At 59.4% G+C, this 20,789-nt stretch carries 15 protein-coding genes and 3 tRNA genes; 14 read left to right on the plus strand and 4 right to left on the minus strand.

Annotated features, from left to right (window positions below; all coding sequences use genetic code 11):
* Positions 1-108 precede the first annotated feature (108 nt).
* The 9 genes from ACI766_RS09120 (at position 109) to ACI766_RS09160 (ending at position 11,622) form a co-directional block, all read left to right on the plus strand.
* The gene (locus ACI766_RS09120; protein WP_003122250.1) at positions 109-1,533 is read left to right on the plus strand and encodes an oligosaccharide flippase family protein; all 1,425 of its coding nucleotides are present in this window, start codon (positions 109-111) and stop codon (positions 1,531-1,533) included.
* 196 nt (positions 1,534-1,729) lie between these two features.
* The gene (locus ACI766_RS09125; RefSeq protein WP_169787782.1) at positions 1,730-2,701 is read left to right on the plus strand and encodes a glycosyltransferase family 4 protein; all 972 of its coding nucleotides are present in this window, start codon (positions 1,730-1,732) and stop codon (positions 2,699-2,701) included.
* A gap of 4 nt (positions 2,702-2,705) precedes the next feature.
* On the plus strand, positions 2,706-4,589 hold the full coding sequence (gene asnB, locus ACI766_RS09130; RefSeq protein ID WP_003122252.1) for an asparagine synthase (glutamine-hydrolyzing): 1,884 nt from the start codon (positions 2,706-2,708) through the stop codon (positions 4,587-4,589).
* Positions 4,586-5,737, plus strand: a complete 1,152-nt coding sequence (locus ACI766_RS09135; RefSeq protein WP_003122253.1) for a glycosyltransferase family 4 protein — start codon at positions 4,586-4,588, stop codon at positions 5,735-5,737. The genes asnB and ACI766_RS09135 overlap by 4 nt, the downstream gene beginning before the upstream one ends.
* Before the next feature lie 43 nt (positions 5,738-5,780).
* Entirely contained in the window at positions 5,781-6,911 is a 1,131-nt protein-coding gene (locus ACI766_RS09140; protein WP_003122254.1) for a glycosyltransferase family 4 protein, read from the plus strand.
* Complete coding sequence (locus tag ACI766_RS09145; RefSeq protein WP_016253165.1) at positions 6,908-7,870, plus strand: UDP-glucose 4-epimerase family protein; 963 nt, start codon at positions 6,908-6,910, stop codon at positions 7,868-7,870. The genes ACI766_RS09140 and ACI766_RS09145 overlap by 4 nt, the downstream gene beginning before the upstream one ends.
* Entirely contained in the window at positions 7,870-8,907 is a 1,038-nt protein-coding gene (locus ACI766_RS09150; protein ID WP_003452706.1) for an MraY family glycosyltransferase, read from the plus strand. The genes ACI766_RS09145 and ACI766_RS09150 overlap by 1 nt, the downstream gene beginning before the upstream one ends.
* Positions 8,908-9,104: 197 nt before the next feature.
* On the plus strand, positions 9,105-11,102 hold the full coding sequence (locus ACI766_RS09155; RefSeq protein WP_003122257.1) for a polysaccharide biosynthesis protein: 1,998 nt from the start codon (positions 9,105-9,107) through the stop codon (positions 11,100-11,102).
* Between the two features lie 190 nt (positions 11,103-11,292).
* On the plus strand, positions 11,293-11,622 hold the full coding sequence (locus tag ACI766_RS09160; protein ID WP_003104586.1) for a ComEA family DNA-binding protein: 330 nt from the start codon (positions 11,293-11,295) through the stop codon (positions 11,620-11,622).
* Between the two features lie 72 nt (positions 11,623-11,694).
* Here the strand turns inward: ACI766_RS09160 and ACI766_RS09165 are convergent.
* Together ACI766_RS09165 and ACI766_RS09170 are read right to left on the minus strand one after the other, a co-directional pair.
* Positions 11,695-11,770, minus strand: a tRNA-Asn gene (locus ACI766_RS09165).
* Between the two features lie 68 nt (positions 11,771-11,838).
* Entirely contained in the window at positions 11,839-13,035 is a 1,197-nt protein-coding gene (locus ACI766_RS09170; RefSeq protein ID WP_003104588.1) for an amino acid aminotransferase, read from the minus strand.
* Positions 13,036-13,222: 187 nt separating this feature from the next.
* Here ACI766_RS09170 and uvrB point away from each other — a divergent pair, with 187 nt between their 5' ends.
* The gene (gene uvrB / locus ACI766_RS09175) at positions 13,223-15,235 is read left to right on the plus strand and encodes an excinuclease ABC subunit UvrB (protein ID WP_003104590.1); all 2,013 of its coding nucleotides are present in this window, start codon (positions 13,223-13,225) and stop codon (positions 15,233-15,235) included.
* A 3-nt stretch (positions 15,236-15,238) separates the two neighbouring features.
* Here uvrB and ACI766_RS09180 read toward each other — a convergent pair whose 3' ends face one another.
* Both ACI766_RS09180 and ACI766_RS09185 read right to left on the minus strand, forming a co-directional pair.
* On the minus strand, positions 15,239-16,738 hold the full coding sequence (locus ACI766_RS09180; protein WP_077144055.1) for an MDR family MFS transporter: 1,500 nt from the start codon (positions 16,736-16,738) through the stop codon (positions 15,239-15,241).
* Positions 16,739-16,787: 49 nt separating this feature from the next.
* Positions 16,788-17,822 carry an HlyD family secretion protein gene (locus ACI766_RS09185; RefSeq protein WP_176421652.1) on the minus strand — a complete coding sequence of 345 codons (1,035 nt, stop codon included), beginning with the start codon at positions 17,820-17,822 and terminating at the stop codon, positions 16,788-16,790.
* 102 nt (positions 17,823-17,924) lie between these two features.
* Here ACI766_RS09185 and ACI766_RS09190 point away from each other — a divergent pair, with 102 nt between their 5' ends.
* The 4 genes from ACI766_RS09190 to ACI766_RS09205 all read left to right on the plus strand — a co-directional run bounded on the left by ACI766_RS09190 (position 17,925) and on the right by ACI766_RS09205 (position 20,768).
* Complete coding sequence (locus tag ACI766_RS09190; protein WP_023104572.1) at positions 17,925-18,845, plus strand: LysR family transcriptional regulator; 921 nt, start codon at positions 17,925-17,927, stop codon at positions 18,843-18,845.
* Positions 18,846-18,882: 37 nt separating this feature from the next.
* Positions 18,883-20,367, plus strand: coding sequence for a glutamate--tRNA ligase (gltX, locus tag ACI766_RS09195; protein WP_003104596.1), 1,485 nt, complete (start codon positions 18,883-18,885; stop codon positions 20,365-20,367).
* Between the two features lie 201 nt (positions 20,368-20,568).
* Positions 20,569-20,644 (plus strand) — tRNA-Ala (locus ACI766_RS09200).
* Positions 20,645-20,692: 48 nt separating this feature from the next.
* Positions 20,693-20,768, plus strand: a tRNA-Glu gene (locus ACI766_RS09205).
* Positions 20,769-20,789: the final 21 nt, after the last annotated feature.

Consider the following 20,789-nt stretch of genomic DNA (forward strand, 5'->3'; position numbering starts at 1 on the left):
TCAATATTAGGGGCGTGTGATTCTCTATTTTCATCGCGGAGCACTTTTTCTATGATTGTTTTTTTATTTTTTACTCATTGTTTTCTCTTTTTTATGGTTTAGAAAAGTATGCTGGGAAAACATAGTCTGGTTTATTTTTTGTTCAAGTCTTTTCCGGCAATATTGACTCTTGTCGGTCTTTCCGTTTTTACTCGTCTGTTGAGTCCGGGTGAGTATGGAGTCTATTCGCTGACAATTATAGTTGTTGGCTTCCTCAATACGGTTTTCTTGCAATGGGTGGCGCTGGGGGTTGGTCGTTATCTGCCTGAGTGTAGTGATGACCAAGCTCGGGCGAGGCTTCTTGGCACGGCTAGGGCCATTAGCTTCCTTGTTTCACTCGTTATCATATTCGTCACGTTCCTGCTTTGGGAGTGGCGTGAAGAGATAGGTTTCTCTATTCTTTATTATATGGTCGGTTTTCTTTGCCTGGCACAGGCTTGGCATGATTTGAATCTGAAGATTCAAAATGCGATCTTGCAGCCGCTGACCTACGGGAAAATGTTGTTGATCAAAGGGGCTGGAAGCTTCTTTATCGGTGTTCTCCTTGTTTATTTCGGGTTTGGCGTTGATGGTTTGCTGCTGGGTACGCTTGTGTCTCTGGTACTGGCGACCATTTTCTTCCAAGATGCGTGGCGGGGAGTCAGTTGGGCGTTGGTAGACAAGGAGCAGTTAACCAGGTTGTTTGCCTATGGTGCACCACTGACGCTTACTTTCCTTTTTGCATTCATAGTCAATGCGTCTGATCGCTTCTTTATTGGGGCATTTCTGGGGGATGCCGCGGTGGGTGTCTACTCGGTGTCATATGACCTAGCGCAATATAGTGTTGGTACAGTGGCTTCTGTCGTTCACCTGGCGGCTTTTCCGCTGGTAATGGAGAAACTTTCCAAGAGCGGCTTGCCACAGACACAGGACCAACTGCGGAAGACCTTTATTTTTATCTTTGCAGTAGTCTCGCCTGCTGCCTGTGGTCTGGCCATGGTGGCTCCGGAAATTTCAGGATCTATTATGGGCGAAGAGTTTCGTGAGGGTGCCCTAAAGATAATTCCGTTGATATCCCTTTCGGCTTTTCTGGGGGCCTTGAAATCTTTTTACTTTGACTACTCTTTCCAATTGGCTAGTGCTACACGAGTGCAGGTTGTGACAGTGGCGGTGTCGGCAGTGGTTGATGTTGTGTTTAATTTAATCCTTATTCCGGAGTTTGGGATAGTTGGCGCGGCGGTATCTTCTGTTATGGCGTTTTCCTCTGCAATACTAATTAGTATCTTCTTGGGGCGACGTGTTTTCCCAATGCCCGCCCTTCCGGGGAAAGATGCTATGAAAATTGCGTTGTCTGTGCTGTTGATGGCGGTGTCAGTTGCATCCTTCAGTTTGGAGAGTGCTTTTTTTGGCCTGGTTGTGAAAGTTGTCTTGGGGGGAGGGGTCTATTTGGCGGCAATGATTGCTCTTGATGTATCTGGCATGCGTACTTTCCTGAAGAGCAAGCTAATTCGATGATAAGCAGTATGCCGACTTGCTTTCTGTTTGGAGGGGATGGGTCCCGGTTTGGTGGGGAGTGCCCAGAGCACTGCGATCTCCCGTTGGACAGGCGTGTCCAGGAATCAAGGAGGGGTAAATCATGATAGCGGAGCTCCCAGCAGTGCGGGTTCGGGCTTTTACCCAAGGTAGATCCGTTCCCAGTTCGAGATTTCGCGTGAAGGCTCTGCTCGAAGGGCTTGGCACGCGAGGTATCGACATGCATATGTCGGAAGCGCTGGTCTCTGCCTATCCTCCGCCTCGTCGACTGGATCGCCCGCTTTGGTTGCTGAGAGAACTGCTTCACCGCCTTCCTCAGGTAATCGGCTCTTACGGAAGTGACGTTGTGATCCTTCAACGAGAGCTTCTCTCGACAATTCCAACTCTTGAGTTTCTTACCAAGGCGCCCAGAATTCTGGATGTCGATGATGCAATATGGCTGCATCGTAGGGGGATCGCCGCGAATTCGATTGCTCGTCGTGTCGACCATATCGTGTGTGGCAATCAATACCTGGCCGATTACTTCGGTCAGTTCGGTAGGCCGACTACGATCATTCCGACGGGCGTCGATACTCTTCGTTTTTCACCCAGAAGGGAACGCAGGGAGAATAGAGTGATCGGCTGGTCCGGCACGTCGGGTGGCTACCGCTTTCTTTATGACATAGAAATCCCGCTGTCCCACCTGTTCAGAGATCACCCCGAATGGAAATTGAGGATCGTTTCGGACCGTCCTCCCGAGTTCAAGGTCATTCCAGCCGAAAAGGTTGAGTTCATTCGCTGGACAGAGACCAATGAGGTCGAAACGATTGCCGGAATGGATATCGGTATAATGCCTCTTGCCGATGATCTATGGTCGAGGGGGAAGTGTAGCTACAAAATGTTGCTTTATATGGCCTGTGGCTTGCCGGTAGTGGTTTCCGAGTATGGTATGAACCGCGATGTTCTAGCCCGAGGCTTCATCGGATATGGTGCGGTGGACGACGAGGGCTGGTATGAGTCACTTGCGGCTTTGGTCAAAGATCCGGAAGCCCGTGTGCGTGCAGGGCAAAATGGAAGAGATATTATCGAAAGGCACTATTCTCTCGATGTCGTTTGTGACCTGTGGGCAATGGTCATTGGCTCGGTAGCGCCTGGAAAGGGAACGAGGTGATTTGATGTGTGGTATCGCTGGCTTCTGGAATATTACGGGAACTCTCCTAGGGGATAATGCACGTGTGGCCCGGCAGATGGCTGCCGCCATACATCATCGTGGACCGGATGAGTCGGGGATTTGGTACGAGGCTCCGCGCGCCCCGATACTTGTCCATGCGCGTCTTGCGGTTCTGGAGCTTTCCCCCGCAGGCAGCCAGCCCATGCACTCCGACTGTGGTCGGTATGTGCTGATTTACAATGGCGAGATATACAACCATCTGGCTCTTAGGGCTCGCCTGAGCGAGGCAGGTGTAACACATTCCTGGCGTGGCGGATCGGACACCGAAACCTTATTGGCATGCTTTGCCCAATGGGGCGTGGAGAGTACCCTCAAGCTCACCGTGGGTATGTTCGCTCTGGCCTTGTGGGATCGACAGGAGAAAACAATTACTCTGGCTCGTGATCGAATGGGCGAAAAGCCTCTCTATTGGGGCTGGCAGAATGGCGTGCTTTTTTTTGCATCCGAACTGAAGGCCCTGAAAGAACATCCGCTTTTTAGGGGGGATATTGATAGAGATGCCTTGGCCCTATTTCTACGATATGGATATGTCCCGGCTCCCTATAGTATTTATAAAGGTATCGGGAAGCTAAGGGCAGGGAGCTATTTGGTCCTATCGGAACGTTCATTGAACGAGACCTGCGAACCTGCTGCCTATTGGAGTGCGAACGCCGCGATAGAAGAGGCTCTCTCCAATCCATTCCAGGGAACGGATGCCGAGGCAGTTGATCTTCTGGAAAGCCAGTTGAGAACTAGCATATCGGATCAGATGGTCTCCGATGTTCCTTTGGGAGCTTTTCTGAGCGGTGGGGTGGATAGTAGTACGGTCGTGGCGCTGATGCAGCAGCAGTCCTCACGCCCTATACGGACATTCTCTATTGGCTTTGATGAGCCTGGGTATGATGAGGCTGTTTACGCAAAGGCGGTTGCAGAACATATCGGTACCGATCATACAGAGCTCTATGTCAATTCAAAAGATGCTCTAGATGTAATTCCATCTTTGCCAAAGATCTACTGTGAGCCATTTGGTGACAGTTCGCAGATACCAACCTTGATTGTCAGTGGATTGGCCAGGCAGCAAGTTACTGTTGCGCTGAGTGGAGATGGTGGTGATGAACTGTTTGGCGGCTACAATCCCTATCAGTTTACTCCCCGTGTCTGGCGCATGCTGGAGCGATTTCCTCATTCCATGCGGCGTTTCGCATCGGCTTTTGCTCAGGATTTACCTTTACCTGACAAGTTGGGGAAGCTGCGTGACGTATTTGCTTCGAGGACGGCCGAGGAGCTTTTCTATCGATTGAACAGTCACTGGAGAAATCACGAATACCCGGTCATAGGTGCACAAGGTCACACGGCACTATTGGATACTCCAGAAAGATGGCCAAGGGTGGACTCGTTCCAGCACTGGATGATGGCCATGGATGTTCAGGGCTACATGCCTGACGACATTCTGGTGAAGGTAGACAGAGCAGCGATGGCTAACAGCCTGGAAACCCGGGTTCCACTGATAGACCATCGCGTGTTCGAACTGGCTTGGCGCATGCCGTTGCATATGAAGATTCGCAATGGAAAAGGAAAGTGGTTGCTTCGTGAAGTCTTGTATAGGCATGTTTCGCGAGAGCTCATAGAGCGGCCCAAGAAGGGGTTTTCCGTTCCTGTCTCCGATTGGCTGAGAGGCCCTCTGAAAGAGTGGGCTGAATCGCTGCTTGATGAGCGACGCCTTCAGCAAGAAGGTTATTTGGATAGTAGGTTGATACGCAGGATCTGGAACGACCACTTGGCGGGAAGGCGGGACCACTCAAGACGCCTCTGGAGTGTTCTCATGTTCCAAGCGTGGTTGGAGTCATGACCACAGTAAAAGTTATCCACGTGATAGCCGGCCTGAAGAAAGTCGGCGGTGCTGAGCTAATGCTCAAGCGGTTGATCGAGACTCAAAATGGCGGCAGTGAATTCGAACATTCGATTATTTCACTGTCTGATCTTGGTGAGTTTGGGCAGGGTCTGATTGAGGCTGGTATATCTGTTGATGTGCTTGGCATGACCTCGATGAGGGATATGCCTCGAGTGCTCCTTCGTCTGATAGGGATATTTCGTGAAAGGAGGCCCGATATAGTCCAAACATGGATGTATCATTCCGATCTTCTTGGTGGATTGGCTGCCAGAATGGCCGGTATTGGCGGGATTATATGGGGAGTCCGCACGACCGACCTTCAAGAGGGCGGCAAGAGTACGACTGTTCTGGTACGGAAGGTGTGTGCCTGGCTATCCGGATTCTTGCCAAAATATATTGTTTGCGCCGCCGAGGCCTCAAGGCGCTCACACATTGCTGTTGGCTACAACGCAAGCAGGATGCTGGTCATTCCCAACGGTTTCGATCTCACTCGCCTGCAGGCGACCGACGAACAGCGGTCCGCTATCAGGAGTGGAGCTGGCATAGAGGCCAGCGATATCGTGATTGGCAGTCTAGGCAGATTCCACCCGGTAAAGGATCATGCTTCCTTTGTCGCAGCTGCCGGTCTGCTGGCTCCACGTTATTCGCGCTTGAAGTTTCTTTTGGTGGGACGGGAGCTGCTGTCTTCCAATGCTGAATTGCAGCGCCTCATCGAAGCTACCGGGTATGCGGAGCGCTTCATCCTGCTTGGAGAGCGGCAAGATGTAGCTTCGTGTCTGAAAGCCATGGATATCTTCTGTCTGCATTCTCGCACGGAGGGATTCCCCAATGTTCTTGGTGAAGCCATGGCCATGGGATTGCCTTGTATTACCACTGATGTGGGGGATGCGGCTTATTTGCTAGGTAACGACGGTGTCGTCGTTCCGGCCTTGGATCCGAATGCGCTCGGCAAAGGTATCGAGGATCTCATTGCGTTGGATGTCGAGGGTCGTCGGGCACTTGGTGAGGCTGCAAGACAGAGGATTTACTCGAACTTCACGATGGCCAGTGCCTCTCAGCGTTTCATGAGTCTGTATCGCGACATTCTTGTAAAAAGAAAAGCTTGACGAGCTTGAAGGTTATGTTTGTAAAACGCATCGAGGAGTTTGCATGAAGCCGGTATTGTTGATGATAGTGAACGACCCGGCTTTCTTCATGTCTCACCGTTTACCGGTCGCTGTCGGAGCCCAGCAGGCTGGTTTCCAGGTACATATCGCCACACGCCCTGGTGACGCGGTGAAAAAGATCGTCTCCCAAGGTTTTCTGCATCATGAATTGCCACTGTCCAGAAGCGGAAAAAATCCTTTTTCAGAGCTGTATCTGCTGACTTATGTCTGGCGCCTTTTGTGGAGATTGCGGCCTGATGTTTTACACTTGGTTACCATCAAGCCGGTAATCTATGGCGGTATCGCCGCACGCTTGGCGCCGGTGAAGGGGGTCGTGGCGGCCGTTTCCGGACTTGGTTTCGTTTTCATGGCCAAGGGTCTGAAGGCCTGCGCGTTTCGTGCCTGTGTCGCCTGGCTTTATCGGCGGGCTTTGGGCAAGAAAAAGTTGCGTGTCATCTTTCAAAATCCCGATGATCGGGACGCGCTGATCGGCCTGGGTGCGATCACTTTTGAAAAGTCCGTCCTGATTCGCGGTTCGGGGGTCGACCTGACGCAGTACCAGCCGGCCCCGGAAAGCCCCGAAACGCCGGTGGTCACATTGGCGGCTCGGTTGCTCAGGGACAAGGGTGTGCTGGAATTCGTCGAAGCGGCAAATATCCTTAGGCAGCGCAGCGTACCGGCACATTTTCAACTGGTCGGAGACCTGGATCCTGGGAACCCCACCAGTATCGAGCCGTCCGAACTAGAGCGTTGGCGTAGCGAGGGCACGATCGAGTGTCTTGGTTATCGCCAGGATATCGCGTCTGTCTTCGCCCGTTCGCATATAGTCGTTCTGCCTTCTTATCGTGAAGGGCTTCCTAAGGTCCTGGTCGAGGCGTCGGCGTGCGGGCGTGCGGTTGTGACGACCGATGTACCGGGTTGCCGGGATGCAATCCAGGCTGATGTTACGGGCCTGCTCGTGCCGGTGCGTGATTCTGCTGCTCTGGCGGATGCCATTCAGCGTCTTATCGAGTCGCCAGAGTTGCGCAAGAAGATGGGAGCTGCTGGGCGAGCGTTGGCAGAGCGTGATTTTGCGATCGAAAGTATCGTCCAACAGCACCTGGATATTTATCGGGCACTAGGGAGCGGAGCTTGACGCGACATAATGTATTGGTAACGGGGGCAACCGGATTCATCGGGGCCGCGCTGGTCAATAGTCTCTGTTCTTCCGGGCAGTACAAGGTTTGGGCCGGGTGCCGCCGAAGAGGTGGGGCCTGGCCTCGAGGGGTTACTCCCTTGCTTCTGGGTGAACTGGGCAGTTCTGTTGTCTGGGATGCGGAGTCGGCCATCGATACGGTGGTTCATTGCGCTGCCCGCGTGCATGTCATGAGCGAGACGGCCTCCGATCCGCTCGTCGAGTTCCGCAAGGCCAACGTTCAGGGGACACTTGATCTGGCCCGGGAGGCCGTATCCCGGGGAGTGCGGCGTTTCATCTTTATCAGCTCGATAAAGGTCAATGGCGAGGGAACTGAGCCCGGTCGGCCCTATACTGCGGACAGTCCGCCCAATCCTGTCGATCCCTATGGCGTTTCCAAACGGGAAGCGGAGCAAGCGCTATTGGATCTGGCGGAAGAGACCGGACTGGAGGTTGTGATCATCCGACCGGTCCTGGTTTATGGTCCAGGGGTCAAGGCCAACGTACAGACCATGATGCGCTGGCTGAAGCGCGGCGTGCCCCTCCCTCTAGGGGCTATTCATAATCGGCGTAGTCTGGTGTCGCTGGATAATCTTGTCGACCTCATCATCACCTGCATCGAGCATCCGGCTGCGGTCGGGCAAGTTTTCCTCGTAAGCGACGGTGAGGATCTTTCCACCACCGAGTTGCTGCGGAGAATGGGACGCGCCTTGGGCGCTCCCGCTCGCCTGCTGCCTGTTCCCGCCAGTTGGATCGGTGCAGCGGCGAAAGTTCTGAACAGGCAGGCATTTGCTCGCCGCCTGTGCGGCTCATTGCAAGTCGATATCATGAAAACCCGCCAAGTGCTTGGCTGGACTCCGCCGGTAGGGGTGGACCAGGCATTGGAGAAAACCGCCCGCTCTTTCCTGGATCGCCAATGATGAATCTATGGTTGTTGTTGCCGGCGGTTGCCGCTCTTTCCCTGCTGTTGACCGCCGGCTTGCGCCGTTACGCGATTGCCCGCAGCTTGATCGATGTACCCAATGCTCGAAGTTCTCACCAGGTGCCGACGCCTAGGGGGGGCGGTGTCGCTATCGTGCTCTCCTTCCTGCTGGCAGTGCTGCTTGCGGCGATATTGGGCGCGGTGAAACCGGATCTGGCCACTGGTATCCTGGGGGCGGGTATTGGGATCGCATTGCTGGGCTTCCTCGACGATCATGGCCATATCGCTGCCCGTTGGCGTTTGCTCGGCCATTTCGCCGGTGCTTGCTGGCTGCTGTACTGGCTTGGAGGTTTGCCTGCATTGGCCTTTTTCGGCCTTGTGGTCGATCTGGGGTGGGTTGGACACATAGCTGCGGCGTTCTATCTGGTATGGATGCTCAATCTCTACAATTTCATGGACGGTATCGATGGGATTGCCAGCGTTGAGGCTGTGTGTGTGTGCGTTGGCGCTGCCCTGCTTGTCGTGGTCAGTGGTGTAGGTTCCGATGAGGCATCCCAGGGCGTTTGGTTGGCGGCGCTGCTGGCAGCCGCGGTGACGGGGTTCCTTTTCTGGAATTTCCCTCCTGCGCGGATCTTCATGGGGGATGCTGGTAGCGGTTTCTTGGGGGTTATCATTGGTGGCCTTTCCCTGCAAGCCGCATGGGTCTCGCCGCAACTCTTCTGGGGTTGGCTCATCCTGCTGGGGGTATTCATTGTTGATGCCACCCTGACCTTGTTGCGCCGGTTGCTGCGGGGAGACAAGGTTTATGAGGCGCATCGCAGTCACGCATACCAGTATGCTTCTCGTCATTACGGGCGTCATCTTCCTGTTACCCTGGCAGTGGGAGGCATCAACATCTTCTGGTTGTTGCCACTGGCACTGCTTGTCGCAGCGGGGAAGATCGACGGCATGCTTGCTTTGTTGATTGGCTACCTGCCTCTGGCGTTCCTGGCGCTCCGTTTTAAGGCCGGAGTCCTGGAATCACGCGCTGCTTGAATGTCCCGGTTGGCTGGAGGCGCGGGACGATTTTCCGGGAACGTATAATATGAAAGGAATGTGCAAGCGATGATCAGTAGTGACTACTGCCGATAGCGTGATTTGGGTTCCGGAATGGTATTTGCCAGACCAAGGAAATGGACTGCCCGGACTTGTTCGGGTGGATGCGGGTGCAGTGAAGGGGGCTGATTAATAGGATGTTGGATAACTTGCGTGGACGCCTCCTGGGATTGCCGCGCCGCCAGAAGCGCATTCTCCAGGTTGCGACGGACATCGGCCTGGTGTGGCTTTCATTGTGGCTGGCTTTCCTGGTGCGTCTCGGCACCGAAGACATGATCGATCCGTTCGGGGATCATGCCTGGCTGTTCATAGCGGCGCCTCTAACCGCCATCCCGCTCTTCATCCGCTTCGGCATGTACCGGGCGGTGATGCGCTACCTGGGCAACGACGCCCTTATCGCGATCGCCAAGGCCGTCACCATTTCCGCGCTGGTCCTGTCGTTGCTGGTCTACTGGTACCGCTCCCCGCCGGCGGTGGTGCCGCGTTCCCTGGTGTTCAACTACTGGTGGTTGAGCATGCTGCTGATCGGCGGCTTGCGTCTGGCCATGCGCCAGTATTTCATGGGCGACTGGTACTCTGCTGTGCAGTCGGTACCATTTCTCAATCGCCAGGATGGCCTGCCCAGGGTGGCCATCTATGGCGCGGGGGCGGCCGGCAACCAGTTGGTTGCGGCATTGCGTCTCGGTCGGGCGATGCGTCCGGTGGCGTTCATCGATGACGACAAGCAGATCGCCAACCGGGTCATCGCCGGTCTGCGGGTCTATACCGCCAAGCATATCCGCCAGATGATCGACGAGACGGGCGCGCAGGAGGTTCTCCTGGCGATTCCTTCCGCCACTCGGGCCCGGCGCCGAGAGATTCTCGAGTCCCTGGAGCCGTTCCCGCTGCACGTGCGTAGCATGCCTGGCTTCATGGACCTGGCCAGCGGTCGGGTCAAGGTGGACGACCTGCAGGAGGTGGACATCGCTGACCTGCTGGGGCGCGACAGCGTCGCACCGCGCAAGGAGCTGCTGGAACGGTGCATCCGCGGTCAGGTGGTGATGGTGACCGGGGCGGGCGGTTCTATCGGTTCGGAACTCTGTCGGCAGATCATGAGTTGTTCGCCTAGCGTGCTGATCCTGTTCGAGCACAGCGAATACAACCTCTACAGCATCCATCAGGAACTGGAGCGTCGGATCAAGCGCGAGTCGCTTTCGGTGAACCTGTTGCCGATCCTCGGTTCGGTGCGCAATCCCGAGCGCCTGGTGGACGTGATGCGTACCTGGAAGGTCAATACCGTCTACCATGCGGCGGCCTACAAGCATGTGCCGATCGTCGAGCACAACATCGCCGAGGGCGTTCTCAACAACGTGATAGGCACCTTGCATGCGGTGCAGGCCGCGGTGCAGGTCGGCGTGCAGAACTTCGTGCTGATTTCCACCGACAAGGCGGTGCGGCCGACCAATGTGATGGGCAGCACCAAGCGCCTGGCGGAGATGGTCCTTCAGGCGCTCAGCAACGAATCGGCACCGGTGCTGTTCGGCGATCGGAAGGACGTGCATCACGTCAACAAGACCCGTTTCACCATGGTCCGCTTCGGCAACGTCCTCGGTTCGTCCGGTTCGGTCATTCCGCTGTTCCGCGAGCAGATCAAGCGCGGCGGCCCGGTGACGGTCACCCACCCGAGCATCACCCGTTACTTCATGACCATTCCCGAGGCGGCGCAGTTGGTCATCCAGGCCGGTTCGATGGGGCAGGGCGGAGATGTATTCGTGCTGGACATGGGGCCGCCGGTGAAGATCCTGGAGCTCGCCGAGAAGATGATCCACCTGTCCGGCCTGAGCGTGCGTTCCGAGCGTTCGCCCCATGGTGACATCGCCATCGAGTTCAGTGGCCTGCGTCCTGGCGAGAAGCTCTACGAAGAGCTGCTGATCGGTGACAACGTGAATCCCACCGACCATCCGATGATCATGCGGGCCAACGAGGAACACCTGAGCTGGGAGGCCTTCAAGGTCGTGCTGGAGCAGTTGCTGGCCGCCGTGGAGAAGGACGACTACTCGCGGGTTCGCCAGTTGCTGCGGGAAACCGTCAGCGGCTATGCGCCTGACGGTGAAATCGTCGACTGGATCTATCGCCAGAGGCGGCGAGAACCCTGAGTCATCGTTCTCCGGAAAAGGCCGCCTAGCGGCCTTTTTTGTTTTCTCCGTACGATGTTTCCGGTGCCGGACCAGGAAGCGACTGCTTTGCTGGGGCTGTCGATCCAGGTGCGTTCCACGGCGATAAGGTGGTTTCGTGGATGGGCATGAAGCCCTCTACGTGGTCATTCATCTCTGAAGGAGTGCACCCATGCACCTAATCAAATCCGCTCTGCTTCTCATCCTGTTCGCCTGTCTTCCGTTTTCGGCTTCCGCCGCACCGGTCGCCGTCGCCAAGAATCCGCTGGCCGCAACGACACCTGCGACGACCGTGTCGCCGGGGGAGCAGGTCAATATCAATACGGTCGACGAGGCCGCCCTGATACGGGGGCTCAACGGTGTCGGCGAGGCCAAGGCCAGGGCGATCCTCGAGTATCGTGCGGCCCATGGTCCGTTCGTCTCGGTGGATCAACTGCTGGAAGTGAAAGGGGTAGGCCCGGCGTTGCTGGAGAAGAACCGGGCGCGGATCGTCATCGAGTGAGGTGCGACTGAAGGGGCGAACTTTCGTCCCGATAACGAAAAAGCCCCCGGCATGTGCCGAGGGCTTTGAATTTGGCTCCGCGACCTGGACTCGAACCAGGGACCCAATGATTAACAGTCATTTGCTCTACCGACTGAGCTATCGCGGAACAGCGAGGCGTATGTTACTGATTAAAAAGGGGAAGTCAAGCCTCTCCCGATGACTTCCCCATTTTCCCTACAGGACCTGGACGATGGCCTTGGTGATGGTCTCCAGGTTCGATTTGTTCAGCGCGGCGACGCAGATACGGCCGGTGCTGACGGCGTAGATACCGAACTCGGTCTTCAGGCGCTCGACCTGGTCGGCGGTCAGGCCGGAATAGGAGAACATGCCACGTTGGCGACCGACGAAGCTGAAGTCGCGCTTGGCGCCGTGGGCTGCCAGTTGCTCGACCATCGCCAGGCGCATGTCGCGGATGCGGTCGCGCATCTCGCCCAGTTCCTGCTCCCAGAGGGCCCGCAGTTCCGGGCTGTTGAGCACGGAGGAGACGACGCTGGCGCCGTGGGTCGGTGGGTTCGAATAGTTGGTGCGGATCACCCGCTTCACCTGGGACAGCACGCGGGCCGATTCATCGCGGCTTTCGGTCACGATCGAGAGGGCGCCGACGCGTTCGCCATAGAGCGAGAAGGATTTGGAAAACGAGCTGGAAACGAAGAAGCTCAGGCCCGACTGGGCGAACAGGCGCACCGCGGCGGCGTCTTCCTCGATGCCGTTGCCGAAGCCCTGGTAGGCGATGTCGAGGAACGGCACGTGGCCCTTGGCCTTGAGCACGTCCAGCACCTGTTTCCAGTCGTCCAGCTCGAGATCGACGCCGGTCGGATTATGGCAGCAGGCGTGCAGGACCACGATCGAGCGGGCCGGCAGGGCATTCAGGTCTTCCAGCAGGCCGGCGCGGTTCACGCCATTGCTGGCGGCGTCGTAATAGCGGTAGTTCTGCACCGGGAAGCCGGCGGCTTCGAACAGTGCGCGGTGGTTTTCCCAGCTCGGGTCGCTGATGGCCACGGTGGCGTCGGGCAGCAGGCGCTTGAGGAAGTCGGCGCCGAGCTTGAGCGCGCCGGTGCCGCCGACGGCCTGGGTCGTGACCACACGGCCGGCGGCCAGCAGCTCGGACTCGTTACCGAACAGCAGTTTCTGTACGCCCTGGTCGTAGGCGGCGATCCCTTCGATCGGCAGGTAGCCGCGCGGCGCGTGGGCCTCGATGCGGGCCTTCTCGGCAGCCTGCACGGCACGCAACAGCGGAATGCGCCCCTCCTCGTTGTAGTACACGCCCACGCCCAGGTTGATCTTGCCCGGACGGGTATCGGCGTTGAAGGCTTCGTTCAGGCCAAGGATGGGATCACGCGGTGCCATTTCGACGGCAGAAAACAGACTCATTTTGCGGCTGCTCGGAGTGTGAAGAGAGGAGGGCAACGCAACCCGTTATGCGGGGGCGCAAAGGGTTGCGCAAACGGGGGGTTATTATAGACACCCCTTGATGCATGCGGCGACATTTAGGTGCATGCTTTCAGCTATTTCTGACGCCGGATTTTCCTTGGCGTCACAGCTCCCTGCGAGGTTTTTCATGGATACGTTCCAACTCGACTCGCGCTTCAAGCCCGCCGGCGACCAGCCGGAAGCCATCCGGCAGATGGTCGAGGGGCTGGAGGCGGGGCTTTCGCACCAGACCCTGCTGGGGGTGACGGGCTCTGGCAAGACTTTCAGCATCGCCAACGTGATTGCCCAGGTGCAGCGCCCGACCCTGGTCCTGGCGCCGAACAAGACCCTGGCGGCCCAGCTCTACGGGGAGTTCAAGACGTTCTTCCCGCACAATTCCGTGGAGTACTTCGTTTCCTACTACGACTACTACCAGCCGGAGGCCTACGTCCCGTCTTCCGATACCTATATCGAGAAGGACTCCTCGATCAACGACCATATCGAGCAGATGCGCCTGTCGGCGACCAAGGCGCTGCTCGAGCGTCCGGATGCGATCATCGTCGCCACCGTGTCGTCCATCTACGGCCTCGGTGATCCCGCGTCCTACCTGAAGATGGTCCTGCACCTGGACCGCGGCGACCGCATCGACCAGCGCGAACTGCTGCGGCGACTGACCAGCCTGCAGTACACCCGCAACGACATGGATTTCGCCCGTGCGACTTTCCGTGTGCGTGGCGATGTGATCGACATCTTCCCGGCCGAATCCGATCTCGAGGCGATTCGTGTCGAGTTGTTCGACGACGAGGTGGAAAGCCTCTCGGCCTTCGATCCGCTCACCGGCGAGGTGATCCGCAAGCTGCCGCGCTTCACCTTCTACCCCAAGAGCCACTACGTGACCCCGCGCGAGACGCTGCTGGAGGCGGTCGACCAGATCAAGGCCGAACTCAAGGAACGCCTGGACTACCTGCGCAACAACAACAAGCTGGTGGAAGCGCAGCGCCTGGAGCAGCGCACCCGTTTCGACCTGGAGATGATCCTCGAGCTGGGCTACTGCAACGGCATCGAGAACTACTCGCGCTATCTTTCCGGGCGGGCCCCCGGCGAGCCGCCGCCGACGCTCTACGACTACCTGCCGGCCAACTCGCTGCTGGTTATCGACGAATCGCACGTCAGCGTTCCGCAGGTCGGTGCGATGTTCAAGGGCGACCGCTCGCGCAAGGAGACCCTGGTGGAATACGGTTTCCGCCTGCCTTCGGCGCTGGACAACCGGCCGCTGCGCTTCGAAGAGTGGGAGGCGGTGAGTCCGCAGACCATCTTCGTCTCCGCCACCCCGGGCCCCTACGAGGCGGAGCATGCCGGGCGGGTCATCGAGCAGGTGGTGCGTCCCACCGGGCTGGTCGATCCGGAGATCGAGGTACGTCCGGCGATGACCCAGGTGGACGACCTGCTCTCGCAGATCCGCCAGCGTGTGGCCAAGGACGAGCGGGTGCTGGTGACTACCCTGACCAAGCGCATGGCCGAGGACCTCACCGATTATCTCGGCGATCACGACGTGCGGGTGCGCTACTTGCACTCGGACATCGATACCGTCGAGCGAGTGGAGATCATCCGCGACCTGCGCGCCGGTGCGTTCGACGTGCTGGTGGGGATCAACCTGCTGCGCGAAGGCCTGGACATGCCCGAGGTGTCGCTGGTGGCGATCCTCGACGCGGACAAGGAAGGCTTCCTGCGCTCGGAGCGCTCGCTGATCCAGACCATCGGTCGTGCCGCGCGCAACCTGCACGGCAAGGCGATCCTCTACGCCGACAACGTCACCGGCTCGATGCAGCGTGCGATCGACGAGACCGAGCGGCGTCGGGCCAAGCAGATCGCCTTCAACGAAGCCCATGGCATCGTGCCCAAGGGGGTGCGCAAGGACATCAAGGACATTCTCGAAGGCGCCGTGGTGCCCGGCGCGCGCGGCAAGCGCAAGGGCGTGGCCAAGGTGGCGGAGGAGAGCGGGCGCTACGAGAACGAACTGCGCTCGCCGAGCGAGATCAGCAAGCGCATCCGCCAACTGGAGGAAAAGATGTACCAGTTGGCCCGCGACCTGGAGTTCGAGGCGGCGGCGCAACTGCGCGACGAGATCCAGACGCTGCGCGAGCGCCTGGTCAACGTCTGATCCTCAGTGAGCCCCGGCGTCGGCGCGGGTGCCGATGCCGGCCGGCAGCGAGCGGGTCAGCAGCACCGCGAGCATGCTCACTGCGAGCACCATGCCGATGACATGGAAAGCATCGTTGTAGGCCATGATCATCGCCTGCTGGTGGGTGATCTCGCTGAGTTTGCCCAGCGCCGCCTGCTGGCTGCCCAGTTGCGCGGCGAGTTGCGCGAGGCGTTCGTCGACCTGCGGGTTGGTCGGCATCAGGGCTTCGCGCAGATAGTCGAAGTACACCTTGGCGCGACTGTCGAGCAGGGTCGCGAGCAGGGCGATGCCGATGGCGCCGCCGAGGTTGCGCAGGATGTTGAACAGGCTCGAGGCCGAGCCGGCATCCTGTGGCTGCAGGTAGGCGGTGGCGATCAGCGAAATGGTCACCATGATCATCGGCTGGCCGAGGGCGCGCAGTAGCTGGATCTGGTTGAACTGCGGTCCGGCGAAGTCCGGGTTGAGCACCCCGGAGAAGAAGCTGGCAAGGCCGAACAGGCCGAAGCCGGCGGCGCAGAGCAGGCGCGGCGAGACCAGCTTCATCAACTTCGGGACCAGCGGGATCAGGAACAGCTGGGGAATGCCCATCCACATGATCACCTCGCCGATCTGCATGGCGTTGTAGCCCTGGATTTGTGCCAGGTACAGCGGCAGTACGTAGATCGAGCCGTACAGGCCCATGCCCAGACCGATGCTGGAAATGCTCGCGAGGCCGAAGTTGCGGTTGCGCAGGATGCCCAGGTCGATCAGCGGGTTCGGCCGCGACAGTTGCAGGATGACGAACAGGACCAGGCTGAACAGGGCGACGCTGCCGAGGCTGACGATCAGTTGCGACTCCAGCCAGTCCTTGCGGTGACCTTCCTCGAGGAAAACCTGCAGGCAGCCCAGGCCGATGCCGAGGGTGACAATGCCGGCGTAGTCGGTACTCTTCAGCAGTTCCCAATGCGGCGCCTTTTTCTCCAGGCCGTAGAGCAGCCCGGCGATCATCAACAGGCCCGGCGGCACGTTGATATAGAAGATGTATTCCCAGCCGAAGTTTTCCGTCAGCCAGCCTCCCAGGGTCGGTCCGATGGAGGGCGCGAAGGTGGCGGTGATGGCGAACAGCGCCATGCCCTTCGGACGGTGGTGTTCCGGCAACTTGACCAGGGCCAGGGTGAACGCCAGCGGAATCAGCGCGCCGCCGGTGAAACCCTGCATGGCGCGGAACACGATCATGCTTTCCAGGTTCCAGGCGAACGAGCAGAGCAGCGAGGACACCAGGAAGCCCACCGAGATCATCACCGCCAGGCGGCGTGCCGAGAGCAGTTGCACCAGCCAGGCGGTCATCGGGATCATGATGATCTCCGCCACCAGGTAGGAGGTGGAGATCCACGAGCCTTCCTCGAGGGTTGCCGCCAGCGCGCCCTGGATGTCCTTCAGCGAGGAGTTGGTGATCTGGATGTCGAGCACCGCCATGAATGCGCCGAGCATGGCGCTGAGCACCGCGATCCAGTCGCGCCGGGTCGGTTCGCCAAGCGGCCGGGCCAGCGCCTCAGCGGTCACGGAGCTCGACCTCGGCTTCGACGGACATGCCGGGGCGGATGCGGCCATGCAGCGGGTTGTCGGCCTCGAACACGATCTTCACCGGGATGCGTTGCACCACCTTGGTGAAGTTTCCGGTGGCGTTGTCCGGTGGCAGCAGGCTGAACTGCGCGCCGGAAGCGGCGAACAGGCTATCGATGCGGCCGTCGATAGGCGTGTCGGGGAAGGCGTCGAAGGTCAGGCGCGCCTTCTGCCCGTCGCGCATGCGGCCTACCTGGGTCTCCTTGAAGTTGGCCTGGACCCAGATGTCTTCGTCCGGCACCAGCGACAGCAAATGGGTGCCGACCTGCACGTACTGGCCGTTGCGTGCGCTGCGCTGGCCGACCAGGCCGCTGATCGGCGAATGGATCAGGGTGCGTGACAGGTTGATTTCGGCTTGCGCCAGTTCGGTGCGGGCGCTGGCGATCTGCGCTTCCAGGCGCTTGATCTCGGCGCCCAGGGTGTCGCGCTGGACGCGTTGTGCCTCGAGGTCGGCGCGGGCCTTGGCCAGTTGCGAGCGAGCCACATGGTTGTCGGCGGTGAGGGTGGTGACCCGTTCCTCGGAAACGTAGCCGGGCTTGCGCAGGGCTTCGGCGCGGTTCAGGTCGATCTGTGCGCGACCGAGGGTTGCCTGGCTGGCGTTGACGTCGGCGGCGCTGGCGGCGATCAGGCTGCCCTGCTGCACCAGCTTGCTGCGCGCCTGGGCCAGTTCCGCCTCGCGGGTGGCCAGCGCGGCCTGGGCGCGCTCGACGGCGAGCTTGAAGTCGGCGTCTTCCAGGCGTACCAGTAGCTGCCCCTTGTCCACGTGCTGGTTGTCGCGCACCAGGACTTCCTCGACCCGCGCGCCCAACTGGCTGGCCACCCGCGTGATCTCGCCCTGGACGTAGGCGTTGTCGGTGTTTTCCACGTGGCGGCCGATGAACCACCAGTGCAGGAAGAAGGCCAGGGCGATCAGGCCGACGGCCACCAGGAAGACGGTCAGGCGACGTTTGAGTTGGGCGGGCATGGGTGGAGTGTTCCGTCGGCAAAATTCGGCCAATCTAGCAGTGTTCCGCCGGACGTTATAGGCGCTACACTTCGGACTCTTTGTTGCTTATAGGGAACAATAATGGGGCTTGATGATGCGCTGATCTTCACCCGCGTGGTGGAGTACCACAGCTTCACCCAGGCCGCGCAGAGCCTGGGCATGCAGAAGTCCACGGTGAGCCGGCGCATCGCCCTGCTGGAGGAGCGTCTGGGCGTGCGCCTGCTCAATCGCACTACCCGCAAGTTGCGCCTGACCGAAGTAGGGCAGGCCTACTACGAGCGCTGCCGGCAGATCATGCACGATTTCGCCGAGGCCGAGCAGGCGGTCATGCAGTTGCAACAGGCGCCGTCGGGATTGCTGCGGATTACCTCGCCGATAGAGTTCGGCCAGATGTTCCTCGCCAGCCTGCTGGGCGACTTCATGCGCCAGTACCCGCAGATCACCGCCGAGGTCGAGCTGGCCTCGCGCAGCGTCGATCCGCTGCAGGAGGGCGTCGACATCGTGATCATGGTCGGCCAGCCGGAGGATTCCACCCTGGTGGCCCGTCGCCTGCTCTCTACCAGCCGCTGGCTCTGCGCCAGCCCCGACTACCTGGCGGCGCACGGCACGCCGACATCGGTGGCCGAGCTTGCCGGGCATCGCGCGGTCCTTCTGTCCACCGACTCCCAGCGCTACTGGCCGCTTTCCGGAGACAGCCTGCCCTGCCAGCGGGTGCTGTCCTGCAACAACATCACCTTCGCCCGCGAGGCGGTGGTCGCCGGTGCCGGCATTGCCGCGCTACCGGCGCTGATCTGTGCGGAGAGCGTGCACAGCGGGCGTCTGGTGCGTTTGCTGGCGGACGTGCCGTTGCCGGTCGGCGAACTGTATGCGGTCTATCCTTCGCGGCGTTTCCAGGCGATGAAGGTCAAGGCCTTCCTCGATTTCCTGATCGGCCGCCTGCCGGCCGACACCGGTCGTTTACTGGAGCCGGAGGCGGCCCGCCTGATAACATCGCGCCCCTGAATTTCTGTTTTAACTTCCGCTTGGCAAGAGAGTCTCCATGACCACTGTTCGTACTCGCATCGCCCCGTCGCCGACGGGCGACCCGCACGTCGGTACCGCATACATCGCGCTGTTCAACCTGTGCTTCGCGCGTCAGCACGGCGGTCAGTTCATCCTGCGCATCGAGGACACCGACCAGCTGCGTTCGACGCGGGAGTCCGAGCAGCAGATCTACGACGCCCTGCGCTGGCTCGGCATCGAATGGGACGAGGGCCCGGACGTCGGCGGCCCGCATGGCCCGTACCGGCAGAGCGAGCGCGGGCATATCTACAAGAAGTATTCGGACGAACTGGTCGAGAAGGGCCATGCCTTCACCTGCTTCTGCACGCCCGAGCGCCTCGATGCGGTTCGCGCCGAGCAGATGGCGCGCAAGGAAACCCCGCGCTACGACGGCCACTGCATGCACCTGCCGAAGGATGAGGTGCAGCGCCGCCTCGCCGCCGGCGAGTCCCACGTCACCCGCATGAAGGTGCCGACCGAGGGCGTCTGCGTGGTGCCGGACATGCTCCGCGGCGATGTCGAGATTCCGTGGGATCGCATGGACATGCAGGTGCTGATGAAGGCCGACGGCCTGCCCACCTACTTCCTCGCCAACGTGGTCGACGACCACCTGATGGGCATCACCCACGTCCTGCGCGGCGAAGAGTGGCTGCCGTCGGCGCCCAAGCTGATCAAGCTCTACGAGTATTTCGGCTGGGAGCAGCCGCAGCTGTGCTACATGCCACTGCTGCGCAACCCGGACAAGAGCAAGCTGTCCAAGCGCAAGAACCCGACCTCTATCACCTTCTACGAGCGCATGGGCTACCTGCCGCAGGCGCTGCTCAACTACCTCGGGCGGATGGGCTGGTCGATGCCGGACGAGCGCGAGAAATTCACCCTCGCCGAGATGATCGAGCATTTCGACCTGTCGCGCGTCTCCCTGGGCGGACCGATCTTCGACCTGGAGAAGCTCTCCTGGCTGAACGGGCAGTGGATCCGCGAGCAGTCCGTGGAGGAGTTCGCCCGTGAGGTGCAGAAGTGGGCGTTGAATCCCGAATACCTGATGAAGATCGCTCCGCACGTGCAGGGACGGGTGGAGAACTTCAGCCAGATCGCGCCGCTGGCCGGATTCTTCTTCAGCGGCGGGGTGCCGCTGGACGCTTCGCTGTTCGAACACAAGAAGCTCGATCCGACCCAGGTCCGCCAGGTCCTGCAACTGGTGCTGTGGAAACTCGAATCCCTGCGCCAGTGGGAGAAGGAACGCATCACCGGCTGCATCCAGGCTGTCGCCGAGCACCTCCAGCTCAAGCTGCGCGACGTGATGCCGCTGATGTTCCCGGCCATCACCGGGCATGCCAGCTCGGTTTCGGTGCTGGACGCCATGGAGATCCTTGGCGCCGACCTGTCGCGTTATCGCTTGCGCCAGGCCCTGGAGCTGCTGGGCGGGGCGTCGAAAAAGGAAACCAAGGAGTGGGAGAAGATCCGCGACGCCATTCCCGGCTGACCGGCTTTCTCCCACAGTCGATGACGAGGCCCGCCCAGTTGCGGGCCTCGTTTTTGGGGGAGGGGAGGTAAGTGATTGTTCTTCCGGTAAAATTTTTTAGGTTTCGATGAAAAATAATGTTGACAGCCTCAAGCCTCGCCCTTAGTATGCGCCCCGTCTTCACGACGAACTCAACGAAGTGAAGCGATCCAGCGGTACTTTGGGGCTATAGCTCAGCTGGGAGAGCGCTTGCATGGCATGCAAGAGGTCGACGGTTCGATCCCGTCTAGCTCCACCAAATTGCCGGGAATACGCGGTTGGTTTTGCGGATTCCTACGAAGGTTTCGTCCCCTTCGTCTAGTGGCCTAGGACACCGCCCTTTCACGGCGGTAACAGGGGTTCGAGTCCCCTAGGGGACGCCACTTCATGTTCATCCGTCCCAG

The sequence above is a fragment of the Pseudomonas sp. DL genome (assembly GCF_047199225.1).
GTDB classification, from domain to species: Bacteria; Pseudomonadota; Gammaproteobacteria; order Pseudomonadales; family Pseudomonadaceae; genus Pseudomonas; species Pseudomonas aeruginosa.

Excerpts from the sequence above, each read along its gene's own strand:
- ACI766_RS09185 (WP_176421652.1), bottom strand. The coding sequence starts at position 17,822 with ATGCCCGCCCAACTCAAACGTCGCCTGACCGTCTTCCTGGTGGCCGTC.
- ACI766_RS09170 (WP_003104588.1), bottom strand. The coding sequence starts at position 13,035 with ATGAGTCTGTTTTCTGCCGTCGAAATGGCACCGCGTGATCCCATCCTT.
- ACI766_RS09155 (WP_003122257.1), top strand. The coding sequence starts at position 9,105 with ATGTTGGATAACTTGCGTGGACGCCTCCTGGGATTGCCGCGCCGCCAG.
- asnB (WP_003122252.1), top strand. The coding sequence starts at position 2,706 with ATGTGTGGTATCGCTGGCTTCTGGAATATTACGGGAACTCTCCTAGGG.
- ACI766_RS09135 (WP_003122253.1), top strand. The coding sequence starts at position 4,586 with ATGACCACAGTAAAAGTTATCCACGTGATAGCCGGCCTGAAGAAAGTC.
- ACI766_RS09160 (WP_003104586.1), top strand. The coding sequence starts at position 11,293 with ATGCACCTAATCAAATCCGCTCTGCTTCTCATCCTGTTCGCCTGTCTT.
- ACI766_RS09120 (WP_003122250.1), top strand. The coding sequence starts at position 109 with ATGCTGGGAAAACATAGTCTGGTTTATTTTTTGTTCAAGTCTTTTCCG.
- uvrB (WP_003104590.1), top strand. The coding sequence starts at position 13,223 with ATGGATACGTTCCAACTCGACTCGCGCTTCAAGCCCGCCGGCGACCAG.
- ACI766_RS09140 (WP_003122254.1), top strand. The coding sequence starts at position 5,781 with ATGAAGCCGGTATTGTTGATGATAGTGAACGACCCGGCTTTCTTCATG.
- ACI766_RS09150 (WP_003452706.1), top strand. The coding sequence starts at position 7,870 with ATGAATCTATGGTTGTTGTTGCCGGCGGTTGCCGCTCTTTCCCTGCTG.
- gltX (WP_003104596.1), top strand. The coding sequence starts at position 18,883 with ATGACCACTGTTCGTACTCGCATCGCCCCGTCGCCGACGGGCGACCCG.
- ACI766_RS09190 (WP_023104572.1), top strand. The coding sequence starts at position 17,925 with ATGGGGCTTGATGATGCGCTGATCTTCACCCGCGTGGTGGAGTACCAC.